The 17,147-nt window shown below is 72.9% G+C and carries 12 protein-coding genes and 1 pseudogene; 6 read left to right on the top strand and 7 right to left on the bottom strand.

Annotated elements, in window-relative coordinates:
- Positions 1 to 126 precede the first annotated feature (126 nt).
- Positions 127 to 486: an ArsR/SmtB family transcription factor gene (locus ACF09C_RS03235; protein ID WP_392088063.1), complete on the top strand. Its 360-nt coding sequence runs from the start codon at positions 127 to 129 to the stop codon at positions 484 to 486.
- Between the two features lie 86 nt (positions 487 to 572).
- Positions 573 to 1,517 (top strand): annotated as a pseudogene (locus ACF09C_RS03230) (MFS transporter); the annotation flags it as partial.
- 362 nt (positions 1,518 to 1,879) lie between these two features.
- On the opposite strand, the gene ACF09C_RS03225 reads toward ACF09C_RS03230, so the two are convergent.
- The 5 genes from ACF09C_RS03225 to ACF09C_RS03205 are packed head-to-tail and all read right to left on the bottom strand — an operon-like array spanning position 1,880 to position 9,301.
- Positions 1,880 to 4,918 (bottom strand): alpha-mannosidase, encoded by a 3,039-nt coding sequence (locus tag ACF09C_RS03225; RefSeq protein WP_392088061.1) that lies wholly within the window; start codon positions 4,916 to 4,918, stop codon positions 1,880 to 1,882.
- A 46-nt stretch (positions 4,919 to 4,964) separates the two neighbouring features.
- Positions 4,965 to 6,224, bottom strand: coding sequence for a glycosyl hydrolase (locus ACF09C_RS03220; protein ID WP_392088059.1), 1,260 nt, complete (start codon positions 6,222 to 6,224; stop codon positions 4,965 to 4,967).
- Between the two features lie 38 nt (positions 6,225 to 6,262).
- The gene (locus tag ACF09C_RS03215) at positions 6,263 to 7,117 is read right to left on the bottom strand and encodes a carbohydrate ABC transporter permease (protein WP_392088057.1); all 855 of its coding nucleotides are present in this window, start codon (positions 7,115 to 7,117) and stop codon (positions 6,263 to 6,265) included.
- Between the two features lie 2 nt (positions 7,118 to 7,119).
- Positions 7,120 to 7,992 (bottom strand): carbohydrate ABC transporter permease, encoded by an 873-nt coding sequence (locus ACF09C_RS03210; protein ID WP_392088054.1) that lies wholly within the window; start codon positions 7,990 to 7,992, stop codon positions 7,120 to 7,122.
- Between the two features lie 22 nt (positions 7,993 to 8,014).
- Positions 8,015 to 9,301, bottom strand: coding sequence for an ABC transporter substrate-binding protein (locus tag ACF09C_RS03205; protein WP_392088052.1), 1,287 nt, complete (start codon positions 9,299 to 9,301; stop codon positions 8,015 to 8,017).
- Positions 9,302 to 9,437: 136 nt separating this feature from the next.
- Between ACF09C_RS03205 and ACF09C_RS03200 the strand changes: the two genes are divergently transcribed.
- The 3 genes from ACF09C_RS03200 to ACF09C_RS03190 all read left to right on the top strand — a co-directional run bounded on the left by ACF09C_RS03200 (position 9,438) and on the right by ACF09C_RS03190 (position 13,965).
- Positions 9,438 to 10,457, top strand: a complete 1,020-nt coding sequence (locus tag ACF09C_RS03200) for a LacI family DNA-binding transcriptional regulator (RefSeq protein ID WP_392088050.1) — start codon at positions 9,438 to 9,440, stop codon at positions 10,455 to 10,457.
- A 111-nt stretch (positions 10,458 to 10,568) separates the two neighbouring features.
- Complete coding sequence (locus tag ACF09C_RS03195; protein ID WP_392088048.1) at positions 10,569 to 13,022, top strand: discoidin domain-containing protein; 2,454 nt, start codon at positions 10,569 to 10,571, stop codon at positions 13,020 to 13,022.
- 148 nt (positions 13,023 to 13,170) lie between these two features.
- Entirely contained in the window at positions 13,171 to 13,965 is a 795-nt protein-coding gene (locus ACF09C_RS03190; RefSeq protein ID WP_392088045.1) for a hypothetical protein, read from the top strand.
- Here ACF09C_RS03190 and ACF09C_RS03185 read toward each other — a convergent pair.
- Positions 13,886 to 14,608, bottom strand: coding sequence for an HAD family hydrolase (locus tag ACF09C_RS03185; protein ID WP_392088043.1), 723 nt, complete (start codon positions 14,606 to 14,608; stop codon positions 13,886 to 13,888). The genes ACF09C_RS03190 and ACF09C_RS03185 overlap by 80 nt on opposite strands.
- Before the next feature lie 131 nt (positions 14,609 to 14,739).
- Positions 14,740 to 15,240: an Lrp/AsnC family transcriptional regulator gene (locus tag ACF09C_RS03180; RefSeq protein WP_392088041.1), complete on the bottom strand. Its 501-nt coding sequence runs from the start codon at positions 15,238 to 15,240 to the stop codon at positions 14,740 to 14,742.
- 310 nt (positions 15,241 to 15,550) lie between these two features.
- Between ACF09C_RS03180 and ACF09C_RS03175 the strand changes: the two genes are divergently transcribed.
- A complete protein-coding gene (locus ACF09C_RS03175) occupies positions 15,551 to 17,056 on the top strand; it encodes an FUSC family protein (RefSeq protein WP_392088684.1) in 1,506 nt (501 codons plus the stop codon).
- Positions 17,057 to 17,147 lie beyond the last annotated feature (91 nt).

Here is a 17,147-nt window from a genome sequence, read left to right as displayed (position 1 = left end):
CACCGAAGCCGCCCCGGCGCCAGGTCGTGTCCGGGAAGTGAGCCCCGCCCTTCGGGCGGACGCCCGTACTTCCCGGACGCTCCCAGGCGTCGGGGCGGCTTGCGTTCCGGTGCCTACGATGGGCCCATGTCGTCACGCGAACCGTCCTCAGCTGCGAGCGTCGTGCATCAGCGCACACCGGGCGCCCGTGAGCTCGCCGCGGCGGCCGGGGTCTTCGCCCTCCTCGCGGACCCGACCCGGCTGCACCTGGTCTGGCTCCTGTCGCGCGGGGAGTCCGACGTCACCGCCCTCGCGGAGGCCTGCGGGGCCGCCCGCCCGGCCGTGAGCCAGCACCTGGCCAAACTGCGGCTCAGCGGTCTCGTCCAGCACCGGAAGGACGGCCGCCGCGTCGTCTACACCCTGCCCGACGGCCATATGCGGCGGCTGGTGGTCGAGGCGATCAGCCACGCCGACCACCAGGTGACAGGAGAGCCCTGGCACGACTGAGCCCCTGAGCCCGTCCACGTGTGCGCAATCATGCACATGTCCGCTATGGTGGTCACGACCCCCGGAGCCGAACGAGGGCGGGCCCCATGCTGTCCGTGCTGCGTCACCGCACCTACCGTCGCCTCTTCGCCGCCCAGCTCGTCGCCCTGGCCGGAACCGGGCTCGCCACCGTGGCCCTCGCCCTCCTCGCCCACGAACTCGCCGGCCCCGACGCCACCGCCGTCCTCGGCACCGCGCTCGCGATCAAGATGGTCGCCTACGTCACCGTCGCGCCCCTGGCCGGCGCCCTCGCCGACCGGATACCCCGGCGGGCGCTCCTCGTCGCCATGGACCTCACCCGCGCCGCGGCCGCCCTCGCCCTGCCGTTCGTCACCGAGGTCTGGCAGGTCTACACCCTGATCCTGTTGCTCCAGGCCGCCTCCGCCGCCTTCACGCCGACCTTCCAGGCGACCGTCCCCGACGTCCTGCCCGACGAGCGCGACTACACCCGGGCCCTCTCCCTGTCCCGCCTCGCCTACGACCTGGAGAACCTCTTCAGCCCCGCGCTCGCGGCCGCGCTGCTCACCCTCGCCCCGGCCGGACTGCTCTTCACCGGCACCGCCGTCGGCTTCCTCGCCTCCGCCGCGCTCGTCGCCTCCGTCCTCCTCCCGGTCGCCGCACCGGCCGAGCGCCCGGGCGGCGCGCACACCAAGGCCCCCTCCGGCATCCGGCTCGTCCTCGCGACCCCGCGGCTGCGCGCCCTCCTCGCGCTCGACCTGGTCGTCGCCGCGGGCGGCGCGATGGTCCTGGTCACCACCGTCGTCCTGGTCCGCGAGGTCCTCGGCCGGCCGGTCGGCGACGTCACACTCGCCCTCGGCGCGTACGGAGCGGGCTCCATGGCCGTCGCCCTGCTGCTGCCCCGCGCCCTCGAACGGACCCGCGACCGCACCCTGATGGTCCCCGCCGCCTTCGTCATGGCAGGAGTGCTGCTGCTGCTCCCGGCGGGCGCGGCGGCGGTCCCCGGCGCCTGGGCCTGGCCCGGCCTGCTCGCCGCCTGGCTGCTGCTCGGGGCCGCCTCCTCGGCCGTCCTCACCCCCGGCGGGCGCTTGCTGCGGCGCTCGGCGGGCAGCGCGGACCTGCCCGCCGTCTTCGCCGCCCGGTTCTCCCTCGCCCACGGCTGCTGGCTGCTGACCTACCCCCTCGCGGGCTGGACGGCCGCCCGCGCCGGCCTCGCGACCGCCGCGGGCGCGCTCGGCGTCCTCGCCCTCGGCGCGGCCGTCGCCGCGCTACGGCTCTGGCCGCGCGAGGACCCCGACGCGCTGGAGCACCGGCACCCGGAGCTGGCCGCCGACCATCCGCACCTGGCCGGCGGGGACGGCCGCCGGCACGCACACGACTACCGCATCGACGCCCTTCACCCGCGCTGGCCGACCCCCGTGAAGCGCAGGGTGACCAGCTCGAAGGGGCGCAGGGACACCTCCACCCCGCCGTCCGCCGCCAGGTCGGCGAGGGGGCGTTCCAGGAGATCGCACACCGCCACCGCCGCCCAGCCGAAATCGGTGGTGAGCCGGGTCCGGGCCCGCCCGCCCCGGGACTCATAGAGCCGGACCACCACGTCCCCGCTCCGGTCGTCGGCCAGCTTCACGGCGCTGACCGCGACGCCGTCGTCGTCCACGACGGCCAGCGGCACGACCGCCGCGTCCCCCGGAACCACCCGCTCGGGAAGGTTGATCCGGTAGCCCTCGCGCACGGCGTCCCCGACGGAGGCTCCCGGCACCAGGGCGTGCCGGAACCGGTGCACGCCCTGGTCCGTGTGCGGGTCGGGGAAGCGCGGGGCGCGCAGCAGGGACATCCGGACCGTCGTCGTGGTCCCGCCGTCCTCCGGCCGTACCGCACGGGTCACGTCGTGCCCGTACGTCGACGCCGTCACCAGGGCGACGCCCCAGCCGGGCTCCTCGAAGTGGACGAACCGGTGGTTGCAGGCCTCGAACTTGGCCGCCTCCCAGCTGGTGTTGGTGTGCGTGGGACGGAACAGGTGGCCGAACTGCGTCTCCGCCGCGTACCGGTCGGTGTGCAGGTCCAGCGGGAAGGCCGCCTTGAGGAACTTCTCCGTCTCGTGCCAGTCGACCTCCGTGTCCAGGTCGAGCCGCTTCGCCCCCGCCGTGAGCGTCAGCGTCTGCACGGCGCTCGAGGCGCCGAAGGACCGCGTCACGCGCACGGCCACGGCCCGCGCGCTCTCCTCGGCGAGCACCACCTCGTCGGCGTCGGTCAGGTCCGTGACGGTGTTCCGGTAGAACTGGTCGACGTCCCAGGCGTCCCACATGTTCGGGAAGTCGGGGTGGACCTGCAGCAGATTGGCCGCCGCGCCCGGCGCCAGCGTCTCCCGGCCGGAGGCCAGGTCGACCACCGACACCACGAGCCCCCGCCCGTCGACCGCCACCCGCAGCAGCCCGTTGTCGAGGACGAACCCGCCGCCCGGCCGGACCTCGGCCGCGCAGCCGCCGGACGCCGGCGCCACGACGGCACCCGCGCCACCCGCGGGGACCCCCGCGCGCTCGTGCGGGGCCGCGTTGAAGACCACCTCACCGCCCGCCACCGGGTCGCCGGCCAGGACCCGCTGCGCGCGCCCGATGATGCCGTTCAGCTCCTCGGCGACCGCCGCGTACGTCCGCTCCGCCTCCCGGTGCACCCACGCGATCGACGAGCCGGGCAGGATGTCGTGGAACTGGTGCAGCAGCACCGTCTTCCAGATCCGGTCCAACTCCTCGTACGGATACGGCACTCCGGACCGCACGGCCGCAGTGGCCGCCCACAGCTCCGCCTCCCGCAGCAGGTTCTCGCTCGCCCGGTTGCCCTGCTTGGTGCGCGCCTGGCTCGTCAGCGTCGCCCGGTGCAGCTCCAGGTACAGCTCGCCCACCCAGACCGGCGCGTGCGGATACTCCGCCTCGGCCTTCGCGAAGAACTCCGCCGGCCGTTCCCAGCGCACCCGCGCCGAGCCCTCCAGATCCCGCAGCCGAGCCGCCTTCGCGACCATCTCCCGGGTGGTGCCGCCGCCCCCGTCGCCCCAGCCGGTCGGCGCGATCGAGTGCCGGGCTCGTCCCTTGTCCTTGAAGTTGCGGACCGCGTGCGCGATCTCCTTGCCCTTCATCGAGCAGTTGTACGTGTCGATCGGCGGGAAGTGCGTGAAGATCCGGGTCCCGTCGATGCCCTCCCACCAGAAGGTGTGGTGCGGGAAGGAGTTGACCTGGCTCCACGAGATCTTCTGCGTCAGCAGCCACTTCGACCCGGCCGCCTTGATGATCTGCGGCAGCCCGCCCGCGAAGCCGAAGGTGTCCGGCAGCCACGCCTCCTCGTTCTCGACCCCGAACTCCTCCAGGAAGAACCGCTTCCCGTGTACGAACTGACGGGCCATCGCCTCCGAGGACGGCATGTTGGTGTCCGACTCCACCCACATGCCCCCGGCCGGCACGAACCGGCCCTCCGAGACCGCCTTCTTGACCCGCGCGTACACCTCGGGCCGGTGCTCCTTGATCCACGCGTACTGCTGCGCCTGCGACATCGTGTAGACGAAGTCCGGCTCGTCCTCCAGGAGCGCCGTCATGTTCGCCGTGGTCCGCGCCACCTTGCGGACGGTCTCGCGCAGCGGCCACAGCCAGGCCGAGTCGATATGGGCGTGGCCCACCGCGCTGATCCGGTGCGCCGACGGCTCGGCGGGCGAGGCCAGCACCTCCGCGAGGCGCGAACGGGCCGCGGCCGCGGTGCCGTTCACGTCCTGGAGGTCGACCGCGTCCAGGGCGGCCTCCACCGCCCGCAGGATCTCCCAGCGGCGCGCGCCGTCCACCGGCAGCTCCTCCATGAGCTCGCCGAGCACCTCCAGGTCGATCACCAGCTGCCACACGGTCTCGTCGAAGACCGCCAGGTCCATCCGCGCGAGCCGGTACTGCGGAGTGTCGCCCGCCGTCTCCTTCTCGCCCAACTCGGTCGGCAGGAAGGGGTGGTAGTCCAGGATCACCGGATTGGACGCGGCCTCCACATGCAGCAGCACCTCCTCGCCGCCGACCGCCCGTTCGGCGACCCGCACCCACTGGTTGCGCGGATTGAGCCCCTTCACCGGTGAGCCGTCCGGCAGGTAGACCAGGCCCTCGCACTGGAAGCCGGGCATGTTCGCGTCGAAGCCGAGGTCGATCAGCGCCTCCACCGTCCGGCCCGCCCATGCCTGCGGCACCACCCCGGAGACGGTCAGCCAGCTCGTACCCCAGGGCGCGCCCCAGGCGTCACCCGCGGCGATCGGGCTGCGCGGCGCGGCGATGCCCTCGGCCACCGGCACCGGTTCGTCGGGCGCGGTCCAGATCCCCACCTCCAGCGGGACGGACTCCGGGTGGATCGCGGGGCGGATCCGCTCCTCCAGGACCCGCTTGAGACGGGACTCGGTCAGGGTGCGGTCGTCATGCATGCAAGTCGCTCCATCACGTGAGAGAGAACGGACGAGAGGGTGGTCGTCAGGCCCCGCCGACGTCGTCGACGGTGACCGTCCCGGTGATCCCGCGTGCGCTGAGATGATCGCGGTCCGACGCCCGCGACGCCAGTACGACGGCCGGCCGCGCGCCGTCCGCGGCGAGCCGCATGAACGCCTCGAAGAACGCCCCGCCCGGCGCGCACGTGGAGCGCTTCGGGGCCTCGTCCGGCAGGTCGAGGACGAGCGCCGTCGTCCGTGGCCGCGGCAGGTGGGCGCGGGCCCGGCACTCCGCCACGGCCTCGGCGAGCGCCCGCCCGGCCGGTTTCACCCGCTGCTCGCCCGTCAACAGGCCGAGGCTGTACTCCAGTTCGGGGAAGTCGGCGAGCGAGCGGTCGACATCGTGGGAGCACCACCAGGTGACCCCCCACAGGTCCGGGCAGTCGAGCGCCGCGGCCACCGTCGTCCGGGTGAAGGCGGCGGCCCGGTCCGGCGCGATGTGCGGGGCGGGGGCCCCCACCTCCTGGAGCCACACCGGGCGCCCCGGATCCTCGGCCCAGGCCTTCGACAGCTCGATCAGATACGCGGCGTGCTGCCCGGTCGCGACGGAGTCGGCGCCGTGGCGCTGGGCGGTGCCGTTGAAGACCCAGGAGTGGACGGCCGTCACCGCGCCGACGCGGGCCGCCTGGGCGGGCGTGAAGGGATGGTCGTCCAGGTACCAGGCGGCGTCGTACTCCGCGTGCAGATGCATGCGCCCGGGCGCCCCCCGCTCGCACGCCCCGAGCATGCGCCGCAGCCAGCTCTCGGCCTCGGCCGGGGTGATCCGGTCCGGATCGGGGTGCGGGTCGCCCGAGAACTGGTTGATCTCGTTGCCGAGCGTCATGCCCAGGAAGTTCGGCCGGTCCGCGAGGGCGGAGGCGAGGGTGTGCAGATAGGCGGCCTGACCGTCGAGGACCTCGGGGTCGGTGAACATGTTGCGGCGGTGCCAGGTCAGCGTCCACGAGGGCCGGAAGTCGAAGCTGGACAGATGGCCCTGCAGTCCGTCGACGGCCACGTCCAGGCCTCGTTCGGCCGCCGCGTCGACGAGCGAGACCAGCTGCTCGACCGCGCGCGGCCGGATCAGCGTCCGGTTCGGCTGGAAGACGGGCCAGAGCGGGAAGACCCGGACGTGGTCGAGGCCGAGGGCGGCGATCGCGTCCAGGTCGGCGCGGACCGGGTCGAGGTCGAAGTCCAGCCAGTGGTGGAACCAGCCCTGACTCGGGGTGTAGTTGACGCCGAAGCGAGGGGCGTCGGGCGACGGGGTCATGCGCGGCATCGCATCCTTTGCAGAGGTTGCCCGGGTGGTCATCCCTTGATGGCGCCTTCCTCGACGCCCTTGAAGAAGAACCGCTGCAGCGCGGCGAAGACGGCCACGATGGGCAGGAAGGCGATCATGGTTCCGGCCGCGATCAGCCGGGGGTTGGCGGTGAAGGTGCCGTCGAGGTACTGGAGCCCCACGGTGAGCGTGTACCGCGCGGGGTCGTTCAGCACGATCAGCGGCCAGAGGAAGTCGTCCCACGCGCCGATGAAGGTGAAGATCACCACGACGCTCAGCATGCCCCGGACGTTGGGCAGCCCCACATGGATCAGGCGCTGCCACACGTTCGCGCCGTCCACCAGCGCGGCGGCGTCCAGCTCGGGCGGGACGGCCTGGAAGGCCGTGTACATCAGCAGCACGTTCAGCATGGCGATGGCCCCCGGCAGCGCCACGCCGAGCAGCGTGTCCGTCAGGCCCATGCTCCGTACGGTCACGTACTGGGAGACGATCGTGACCTCCCCGGGCAGCACCAGGGTGGCCAGGAACAGGCCGAGCACGAGCCGCGCGCCCCGGAAGCGCAGACGGGAGAGCGCGTAGCCGGCGAGGGTGGCCCCGACCACGTTGCCGAGGACCGCGATCGCCGCCACCGTCAGCGAGTTGAGGGCGTACGTCCACACCGGGACGGTGTCGGCGACCTGTGCGTAGTTGGCGAGCGTCGGGTCGCTCGGCAGGAAGTCCGGCGTGCGGGAGTACACGTCCTCGCCAGGTCCCTTGAGCGAGGTGGACAGCTGCCAGAGGAACGGCCCGATCGTGAGCAGCAGGACCAGGAGGAGCAGCGCGTAGCGGACCGCCCGCGCCGCGGGGCCGGGTGTGCCGAAGCCCCGTGAGGCTCGTACGGGCATGGTCAGGCCGCCTTCCGGTTCAGCCGGGCGAGAAGCAGCATCGGGCCGATGGTGATCACGAAGAGCAGCAGGCTCAGGGCGGAGGCGTAGCCGATGTGCCCGGAGAAGCCGCGGCTGTACATCTGGATGAGCATGACGACCGACATGTCCCGGCCGCCGGGACCGCCGGTGCCGTGGGAGAGGACGTACAGCTCGGAGAAGACCCGCAGGGCGGAGACCGAGATGAGGACGGAGACCAGCATCATCGTGGTCCGCACGCCGGGCAGGGTCACGTGCCAGAAGCGGCGGACGGCCGACGCGCCGTCGACGGCGGCGGCCTCGTGCAGCTCCCGGCCGACGTTTCCGAGCGCGGAGAGGTAGATGACCATGTAGTAGCCGAGGCCCTTCCACACGGTCAGGGCGATGGCGCTGAAGAGCAGTAGCCAGCGGTCGGTGAGGAAGTCCACCGGCCGGTCCACCAGGCCGAGCTGTCCGAGCATCCCGTTGAGCATTCCGCGGTCGTCGAGGAGCCAGCCCCAGATCAGGGCGACCACGACGGCGGAGGCGACCACCGGGGTGTAGAAGGCGGTGCGGAAGAAGGTGATGCCCGGCAGCTTCTTCTCCACGAGCAGCGCGAGCAGCAGCGGCAACAGGGTCAGCAGGGGCAGGCAGATCAGCAGATAGACGATGCTGTTGATCAGCGCGTCGGTCAACTGCTCGTCGTTCAGGACGCGTTCGTAGTTGGCGAGCCCGGTGAACCGGCCGCCCCCGAGCGGCTTGGCGTTGGTGAACGACAGGATCACCGTGTTGAGGGCGGGCCAGAGGTTGAAGACGAGGAGCCAGACGACGGCCGGCGCGGCGAGCAGCCACGGGGTGAACCAGCGCCGGTGGGTCATGGGGTGCCTTCCGGGTGGGGGTTCAGTCCTGCAGCAGCTGGTTGGCGCGTTCGACCGCGGTGTCCAGGGCTTCCTTCGAGCTCGCCTGGCCGTTCAGGGCGAGCGCGATCTGCTGGTTGACCACCGTCTTGATCGCGTCGTTGGCCTGGACGGGCTCCAGCATCGTGGCCTTCGCGAGCGAGCCGAACGCGGTGACCTTGGCGTCCCCGGCGTTCGTCCCGTCGCTCCGGCTGAAGAACGGGTCGGAGGCGGACGCCTTGGTCGAGGGGAAGATGCTGGTGAGGTGGGCGAACGCGGCCTGGTTCTCGGCGTTGGTGACCCAGCGGGCGAGGGCGAGCGCGGTGGCCCGGTTCTTGGTCGTCCGGGAGACCGAGAGGCCCTGCACGTACAGCGGCGGGGTGCCGATCGCGGGGGAGGAGACCACCTGGGGCGCGAGGCTCGGGTTGTCGGCGGCCAGCGAGGTGATGTAGTTGCCGCCTGCCGTGGTCCAGGCGGCGGTGCCGGAGGAGAACAGCTTGGTGTTGCCCGCGTACGTCTCCGTCAGGACGTCCCTGGGCAGCAGCCCCTCCTTGAAGGCGCCGCGGTAGGTGTCCAGGAGGGCGGCGGCCTCGGGGGTGTTGAAGGTGAAGGTCTTCCCGTCCTCGGACATGAGCTTCACCCCGGCGTTGGCGAAGTCCATGAGACCCGGCTTGCGGCTCATCAGGTAGACCGAGCCCTTCGACTTCTCCTTGACCGTCCTGGCCGCCGCGATCAGTTCGTCCAGGGAGGCCGGCGGCTTCTTCGGGTCCAGGCCGTACCGAGTGAGCAGCGTGGCGTTCCAGTAGTTGACATCGGTGTTGAGGTACCAGGGATAGCCGTACGTGCCCTGGTGGCCGGCGAAGCGGTACGCGGCGGTGCCGCCCTCGACGTAGTCGGCGTCCAGCTTCGGGTCGGCGCCCGCCACGTCGAGCAGCATGTCCTGCTTCACGAGCGGCAGTGCGAAGTCCGGCGGCAGGTTGACGACATCGGGCAGCGTGCCGCCGGCCGCCTGGCTGAGCACCTTCTCGGAGTAGCCGTCGCCCGGCTGGTCGAGCCACTCGACCTCGACGCCCGGGTGCTTCTTCTCGAAGGCGTCGATCACGCCCTCCATGTACGCGGTGAACTTCGGCTTCAGGGCCCAGGTCTGCAGCGAGACCCTGCCCGTGACCTCGCCCCCGGTGTCCGCACCGGCGTCGTCCGATGCGCTCGGGTCGCCGAGGCCGCAGCCCGCGAGGGTCACCGCGGCGACCGCGGCCACGGCCAGTCGTATCCAGTGGCTGCCTGTTCGCATATGAGAGGTCTCCCGGTCTGTGCTGGCGGACTGTGCCGTCGGACGGAACGCATTACTAAACCGGTCTAGCGATGGGGGACTATGCTCCCGCTACACTCCGCTGTCAAGACAGTGCGCGAGACAGAAGGGGCGCCGGGTGGCCAGACCGACGATCGCCGACATCGCCCGCCGGGCCGGGGTGTCCAAGGGCGCCGTGTCCTTCGCGCTCAACGGCCGCCCGGGGGTGAGCGACACCACCCGCGCCCGCATCCTGCGGGTCGCGGAGGAGATGAACTGGCGCCCGCACAGCGCCGCGCGCGCCCTCGGCGGAGCCCGGGCCGGCGCGGTCGGCCTGGTCCTCGCCCGCCCCGCGCGGACCATCGGCCTCGAACCGTTCTTCAGCCAGCTCCTCAGCGGGCTGCAGGCCGGACTCTCCACCCGTGGCACCGCGCTCAACCTGCTGGTCGTCGAGGACACCGCGGCCGAGATCGAGGTCTACCGGCGCTGGACCTCCGAGCACCGCGTCGACGGCTTCGTCCTGGTCGACCTCCAGGTCCGCGACCCCCGCATCCCCGTCCTCGAAGAACTCGGCGTCCCCACCACCGTCCTCGGCGGACCCGGCCGGCACGGCGGCCTGCCGAGCGTCTGGGCCGACGACCGCGAGGCGATGGTCAGCATCGTCGACTACCTCGCCGCCCTCGGCCACCGCCGCATCGCGCACCTGGCCGGGCTCCCGGCCTTCCAGCACACCCAGCGCCGCATCCGGGCCGTACGGGACAGCGCCCGGCGGCTCGGCCTCGCCGACGCGGTCTCGCTGCCGACCGACTTCAGCGACGCCGAGGGCGCCGCCGCCACCCGGACCCTCCTTGCCCGGCCGCAGCGGCCGACGGCGATCATCTACGACAGCGACGTGATGGCCGTCGCCGGGCTCGGGGTCGCCACCGAGATGGGCGTGGCCGTCCCCGGCGAACTCTCCATCGTCTCCTTCGACGACTCGGCCCTCGCCCGCATCGTCCACCCCTCCCTCACCGCGCTCTCCCGGGACACCTTCGCCCTCGGCGAGCAGGTCGCGCGCGAACTCCTCGCCGTCGTCGACGACCCGGCCTCCGCGCGGGACGTCAAGAACCCGACACCGCGCCTCACGGTCCGCGAGTCCACGGCGCCGCCCGCCCCTTGACCCCCTCGACTAAAGCCGTTTAGCCTCCCGCCTCGAAGCATCGCACGCTCGTACCGCCGCACGTCCGTACGCCCAGCACCCCCCACCCCTCCCGCTGGACCGGAGCATCGGATGAGACGACACCTGCCCCTGCTGACCCTCGCGGCGCTCCTCGCCGCCCTGCTCGGCCTCGCACCGCTCACCCCGCCCGCGGCGCACGCCGCGCCCGCCCCGGGGGCGGCCTCCGAGGCCGCACCGGCGGGCGCGGGCGACCAGCCCTACGCCTCGTACTGGCACCCGAACACGATCCTGAACTGGGACCCCGCCACCGACCCCGACGCGCGCTTCAACCGCTCCCGGGTCCCGCTGCGGCCGCGCTTCACCGACCCGGCGCTGAAGGCCAACGCCAACGCCCGCGCGGGCGAGGGAAAGATCGCCTCCCTGGTCTCCTTCGGACCCACCTCGAACAACCCCTCGCAGGGCTCCACCAACCCGCACTACTACGCCTTCGGGCACTGGCAGTACATCGACAAGCTGGTCTTCTGGGGCGGCTCGGCGAGCGAGGGCCTCATCCTCGCGCCGAACGCGACCGTCATCGACGCCGCCCACCGCAACGGCGTCAAGGTCTACGGCACCGTCTTCTTCCCGCCCACCGCCTACGGCGGCCAGATCCAGTGGGTCCGCGACTTCGCCCAGAAGTCCGGCTCCACCTACCCCGTCGCCGACAAGCTCGCCCAAGTCGCCCAGTACTACGGCTTCGACGGCTGGTTCATCAACCAGGAGACGGCAGGCGGCGACGCCGCCCTCGCCACCGAACTGCGCAACGAGATGCGCTACGCCCGCTCCCTCGGCCCCGTCGAGTTCATGTGGTACGACGCGATGACCGAGTCCGGCGCGGTGAGCTGGCAGGACTCCCTCACCTCCGCCAACGACTCGTTCCTGCAGGAGGGCGCGCAGCGGACCTCCGACTCGATGTTCCTCGACTTCGGCTGGAGCGCCTCAGGGCTCAGCAGCTCCCGTACGCTCGCGCGCGGCCTCGGCCGCAGCGAGTACGAGCTGTTCGCGGGCATCGACACAGAGGCGAACGGCTCCAACACCTCCGTCCCCTGGGCCTCGGTCTTCCCGGCAGGCCAGCCGCACGTCACCTCGCTCGGCATCTACCGGCCCGAGTGGACCTTCACCTCCTCCTCGGGGCGCGCCGACTCCCATGCCCGCGAGGCCCGTTACTGGGACGGCGCCAACGCGGACCCCTCGAACACCACGACGACCTCGGCCTGGAAGGGCCTCGCGCACTACGTCCCGGAGTCCTCGGCCATCACCGCCAAGCCCTTCGTCACCTCCTTCGGCGCAGGCCAGGGCGACTTCTACCACTCCGGAGGCGTCCGGGTCTCGTCCACCGGCTGGAACAACCTCTCCCTCCAGGACGTGCCGCCCACCTACCGCTGGCTGGTCACCTCCACCGGCTCGAAACTCACCCCGTCCATCGACTTCGCCGACGCCTACGAGGGCGGCTCCTCGCTACGACTGACAGGCACCCTCGACGCGGTCAACACCGTGCGGCTCTACCAGACGAAGCTGCCGGTCGCCGCCGACACCAAGCTGTCCGTCGTCCTGAAGACCCCGGCGGCAGGCCCCACCCGACTGAAGGCGGCCGTCTCCTTCACCGACGCGCCGACCGCCTTCACCACCCTCGACCTCGGCTCGACCACCACCACCGGCTGGGAGCGCAGGACGCTCGACCTCTCCGCCTTCGCCGGCCGGACCATCGCCCAGATCGGCCTGGAGGCCGCCGGCTCCGTCCCCTCGTACGACATCCGCGTCGGCCAACTCGCGGTCCACGACGGCGCCGTGGACTCCGCCGCCGCCCCGACCGGCGTCACCGTGCTCGGCGCCACGGACACGAGCGCCACCGCCAAGTCCCTCCGCCTGGCCTGGACGCCGTCCGTCTCCGGCTCCGTCCACCACTACGAGGTCTACCGGCGGAACGCCGACTCCTCCCGCACCTTCCTCGGCGCCACCCCCAACGACGCGCTCTTCGTACCCCGGCTCGACCGCGCCGGCACGGAGACGTCGACGACCCTCGACGTGGAGGCCGTCTCCACGGAGTACGGCCGCTCGCCCGCCGCCACCACCACGGTCGCCTGGTCGCCCGGCGGCACCGAGTCCAACCTCGCCCTCGGACGCCCGGCGACCGCGTCCGGCCAGTGCAACGCGAACGAGACCCCGGCCAAGGCGGTCAACGGCACCGTCTCCGGCGGTACCACCGACAAGTGGTGCACGACCACCTCGGCGAAGTGGCTGGAGGTCGACCTCGGTGCGGTCCGCTCCCTCGACCGGCTCGTGGTGAAGCATGCGGCGGCCGGCGGCGAGAACGCGGCCTGGAACACCCGGGACTTCACCCTCCAGGTCCGCGGCTCCACCGCCGACCCCTGGACCACTGTGGCGACCGCCACCGGCAACACGGCGGCCAGCACCACCCACCCGGTGGGCAGGACGGCACGGTACGTACGCCTGGACATCACCCGGCCCACCCAGACCACCGATCCGGCGGCCCGGATCTACGAGGTGGAGGCCTGGGGATCCTGACGGAGGAGCCCCGACACCGTGACCCCCACGCGCCCCGGTACGCCCACGCGTACCGGGGCGCGGCCGACGGGTGAGTAGCCGTACTCATGCCGATCGCGGCCCGCGGCGGGACCATGACCGGACATCGGCGGGCGTCGGAGGGGGCGGCATGAGCAAGGTCGTGGGTGCGTTCGTGGTCGCGGGGGCGGCGGTCCTCGCGCTGGTCGTGGCGTACGCGGTCGGGGCGCCGCCCGGGCTCGTCCTGGGGGTCGGGGCGGGTGTCCTCGGGTTGCTGTGGCTCCTGGTCCTCCTGACCGCGCCCTGGAACCTGTACTTCCGGGCGCACGCCGTCCGGGCCGAGATCGCGCTCAGCCGCGAGAAGGGGATCACGGTCTCCGAGGAGCGCGACGCCGAGGCCGCCCGGATCGCGCGGCTCATGCTGGGGGTCGCCGTCGCCGGGCACGTCCTCAGCGCCGGCGCCGTGGCCCTGGGCACGCTCGCGACCGGGCGCACGGTGGGCTGGTGGTTCGCCGGGCTCTTCGTCCTGAGCACCTTCCTGCGTCCGGCGGGCGCCTGGTTCGCCCAGCTGCGCCGCCGCCTCGGCGTCCTGCTCCGGGACGTCACCCACCCCCGCGACGACGTCGTGGAGCTGCGCGCCCGCGTGGCCCGACTGGAGAGCGGGGCCCAGGTCCTGGAGGGGAAGGCGGAGGAGCAGTACCGCGCCCTCGCCGAACTGCGGCGCACGGTGGACGCGTCGGGCCTCTCCGCGCACCGCAGGGCCGACGACACGGATCGCAGGATCGAGGCCCTCGCGCGCGAGTTCGAGGCCACCGTCAACCGGCTCACCGACAACGAGGAGATCATCGCCGGCCTGAAGGCGTTCCTCAGGCTCCTGCGATCGACCGCCCACGAGCCGGGGCTCCCGGCTCAGGCTCCAGCAGACGCAGCGCCGCCCGCGCGGTGAACTCGGCCTGCCCGCCGGGGAAGAGCAGATCGGCCGCCAGGAACGCCGGATCGTCCGCCGTCGCCGCCACGTACGGCAGCGCCACACACCGCATCCCGGCCGCCCGGGCCGCCAGGGCGCCCGGCGGGGCGTCCTCGAACACCACGCAGCGCGCGGGCTCCACTCCGAGCCGCCGCGCCGCCTCCAGGAAGACGTCCGGCTCAGGCTTGCCACGCCCTACCTCCTCGGCGGAGACCAGCGTCGTCAGATACGCGTCCAGGCCGGTCCCCGTCAGGACGGCCTCGATCGCCGCGCGGGACGAACCGGAGGCCACCGCCATCGGCACCCCGGTCGTGTGCAGGTGTTCCACGAGTGTCCGCATCTCCGGGTAGACCGGGGTCGAGGCGCGCGCCAGCTCCAGATAGGACCGGTTGGTGGCGTCGAGCAACTCCTCGACCGGCGCCCCGATGCCGTACCGGGCACCGAGGATCTCCAGCGACTCGCGCGTCCCGATCCCGATGAAGTCGGTGTGCCGCTCCCAGTCGAAGTCCGTCTCGCCGGCGAAGGCGGTGAGCGTGCGCCGGGTGGCCTCGTAATAGTTCGGCTCGCTGTCCACCAGCGTTCCGTCGAGATCGAAGACGACGGCAAGGGGGTGAGTGCTCATGCGTTCCAGCATCTCAACCGGCGCGTCGCCGCCCCAGGACCGAAGGTCCCGGTCTCCCGTCCGGGTCTCGGTCTCGGGTCTCCGGGTCTCGGTCCCCGGGTTCCGTCCCCGGTGGGCCCCTCCCCGCCCGGTCAGCCCTTCCTGCCCTGGTCGGCCCTTCCGGCCGAACCCCGCCCCACCGCCTCGACCAGCGGCAGCAGCCGGTGCGGCACGCGCTCGCGCAACGCCATCTCCGTACGTGTCCTGACCACGCCCGGGAGCTGGATCAGCCGCTGGATCACGTCCTCCAGGTGACCGTTGTCCCGGGCCACGACGCGGGTCAGCAGGTCCCCGCCGCCCGTGATCGAGAAAGCCTCCACGATCTCCGGCACGGCGGCGAGCGCGTCCCCGACCTCGTCCAGGTGCCCCTGGGTCACCTCGATGTGGACGAACGCGAGCACGGGGTGGCCGAGCGCGGCGGGGGAGAGGACGGGACCGGTCGCCGTGATGACGCCGTCCCGCTCCAGACGGTCGATCCGGGCCTGCACCGTGCCGCGGGCCACCCCGAGGATCCGGGCGTACTCCCGCACGCTGGTGCGCGGCTGCTCGATCAGGAGCCGCAGGATCCGGGTGTCGAGCTCGTCCACCGCCATGGTCCGTTGGCTCCCTTCTGGCCGGATTCGATCTCCGATCACTGTACCAATGGCCCACTCTTCACGGCCCCGGTTGAGCCAGTGGGTGGTCAGGTGTTTCCCTGGGGGAACAGTACGAAGACATGGCGCCGCGCAGGCGCCGGACCGGCGACGAGGCCGGATCCGGACCGCGGCGCCTTTCCCATGTCCTGGGGCCGCCACAAGCAGGCCGGGGCACGAGAAGACGCGAAGAGGGTGTGTGTACGGCAGCGGGGGCGGGTCGACCGTCGTGAAGAAGGGCCGGGCGGCGTGCCGTCGGCTGGCCAGGCTCATGTTCGTGGCCCCCGATCCGGGCCGCGTCCGGCTGCGCGTCTCTTCGCGCGCCGTCCTCGGCATCGCGCTCGCGGTCGCCGCGGCCGAACTCTGCGGGCTCTCCCTGACGGCCTCCATCACCGGCGGCCTCGCCGCCCTGCTCGCGCTCTTCACCGTGGGCGACCCCACGGTGCGCCGCCAGGCCGTGACCACCGCGCTGCTGCCCGCCGTCGGCTTCCCCGTCCTCGCGCTCGCGACCGCCCTGCACGGCGCCCCGCTGCTGCGGGACGCGTCCTGGCTGCTCGTCGTCTTCGCCGGGGTGTACGCGCGCCGCTGGGGCCCGCGCGGGCACGCGCTGGGCATCTTCGCGTTCATGATGTTCTTCGTCACCCAGTTCCTGCACGCGCTGCCCGCGCAGCTGCCGGAGCTGTACGCGGCGGTGGGCCTGGCCCTCGCCGCCTCCGGCACGGTCCGGTTCCTGGCCTGGTGCATCGAACGGCGCGTCCCGCCGCCCGCCGCGCCCGCCCCGCTGCCCGGCAAGGGACTCGACCGGCCCACCACCCGGCAGGCCTTCCAGGCGACCGCCGCGTGCGCGGTCGCGCTCGCCGCCGGCCAGTTCATCTCGCACGAGCGCTGGTACTGGGCCGTGGGCACCGCCTGGTGGATCTTCGTCAACACCGCCTCGCGCGGCGAGACCCTGGTCCGCGGCTTCCGCCGGGTCGTCGGCACGGTCACCGGCATCGCCGCCGGGTTCCTGATCGCGATCCCGCTGGCCGGCGCGCCCGCCCCGACGGCCGCGCTGGTCGCGGTCTGCGTCTTCGGGATCTTCTACACCGCCGCCCTCTCGTACAGCTGGATGATGTTCTTCGTGACCGTCATGGCCGGTCTGCTGTACGGGCTCCTGGGCGTCCTCCACCCGGGACTGCTGGTCCTGCGCTTCGAGGAGACCGCGGTCGGCGCGCTCGGCGCGGCCGTCGGCGTGGCGCTGCTGCCGGTGACCACGCACGCCGCCACCAACGCCTGGATCGAGCGTGCGGTGACCTGTGTGCACGCCTGCACCACGGCCGCCGCGCGACGCCTCGCCGGCGACCCGGCGGCCGACCCCGCGCCGCACGCCGCCGAGCTGGAGGTGCTGCTCGGCCGGGTCCGGCTCTCGCTGGCGCCGCTGGTGCACCCGCTGAGCCCGCTGCGCGCCCGCAAGGCCCGTGCCCGCCGGGTCCTGGCCCTGCTGGACGACTGCGCTCGGGAGATCCGGGGCCTCGCGGCGGTCGCCGCCGACCCGGACGCCTCGCACGACGCCCGGCTCGCCGCCGCCGCGTGGCGCGTGGAAGCCGCCGTCCACGCCCTCGTCCCGCCGGTCCACCCCGCGCGCCTGGTCGGGGAGACGCCCGCCGCACCGGCGGTGGACCGCCACCCGGGCGCCGAGGCCGCGCTCGGCCACCTGCACGGCCTGGAGCGCGCGCTCGTCGAGCTGGCCGCGCCGCTGCGCACGGCACCGAGCGCCCCGCTCGTGCCCGCCGCGTGAGCGGAGGCGGTCGACCGACCGTGCGGACCGAAGCCGCGTGATCCCCGTGGCGTGATCGCCACAGCTTGATCCAAGTTGGTCTAGACCGCCT

This window comes from Streptomyces sp. NPDC014870 (assembly GCF_043081505.1).
GTDB lineage: Bacteria > Actinomycetota > Actinomycetes > Streptomycetales > Streptomycetaceae > Streptomyces.
Note: the sequence above shows the minus strand (reverse complement) of the source record. Positions and strands in the feature narration are given on the sequence as shown.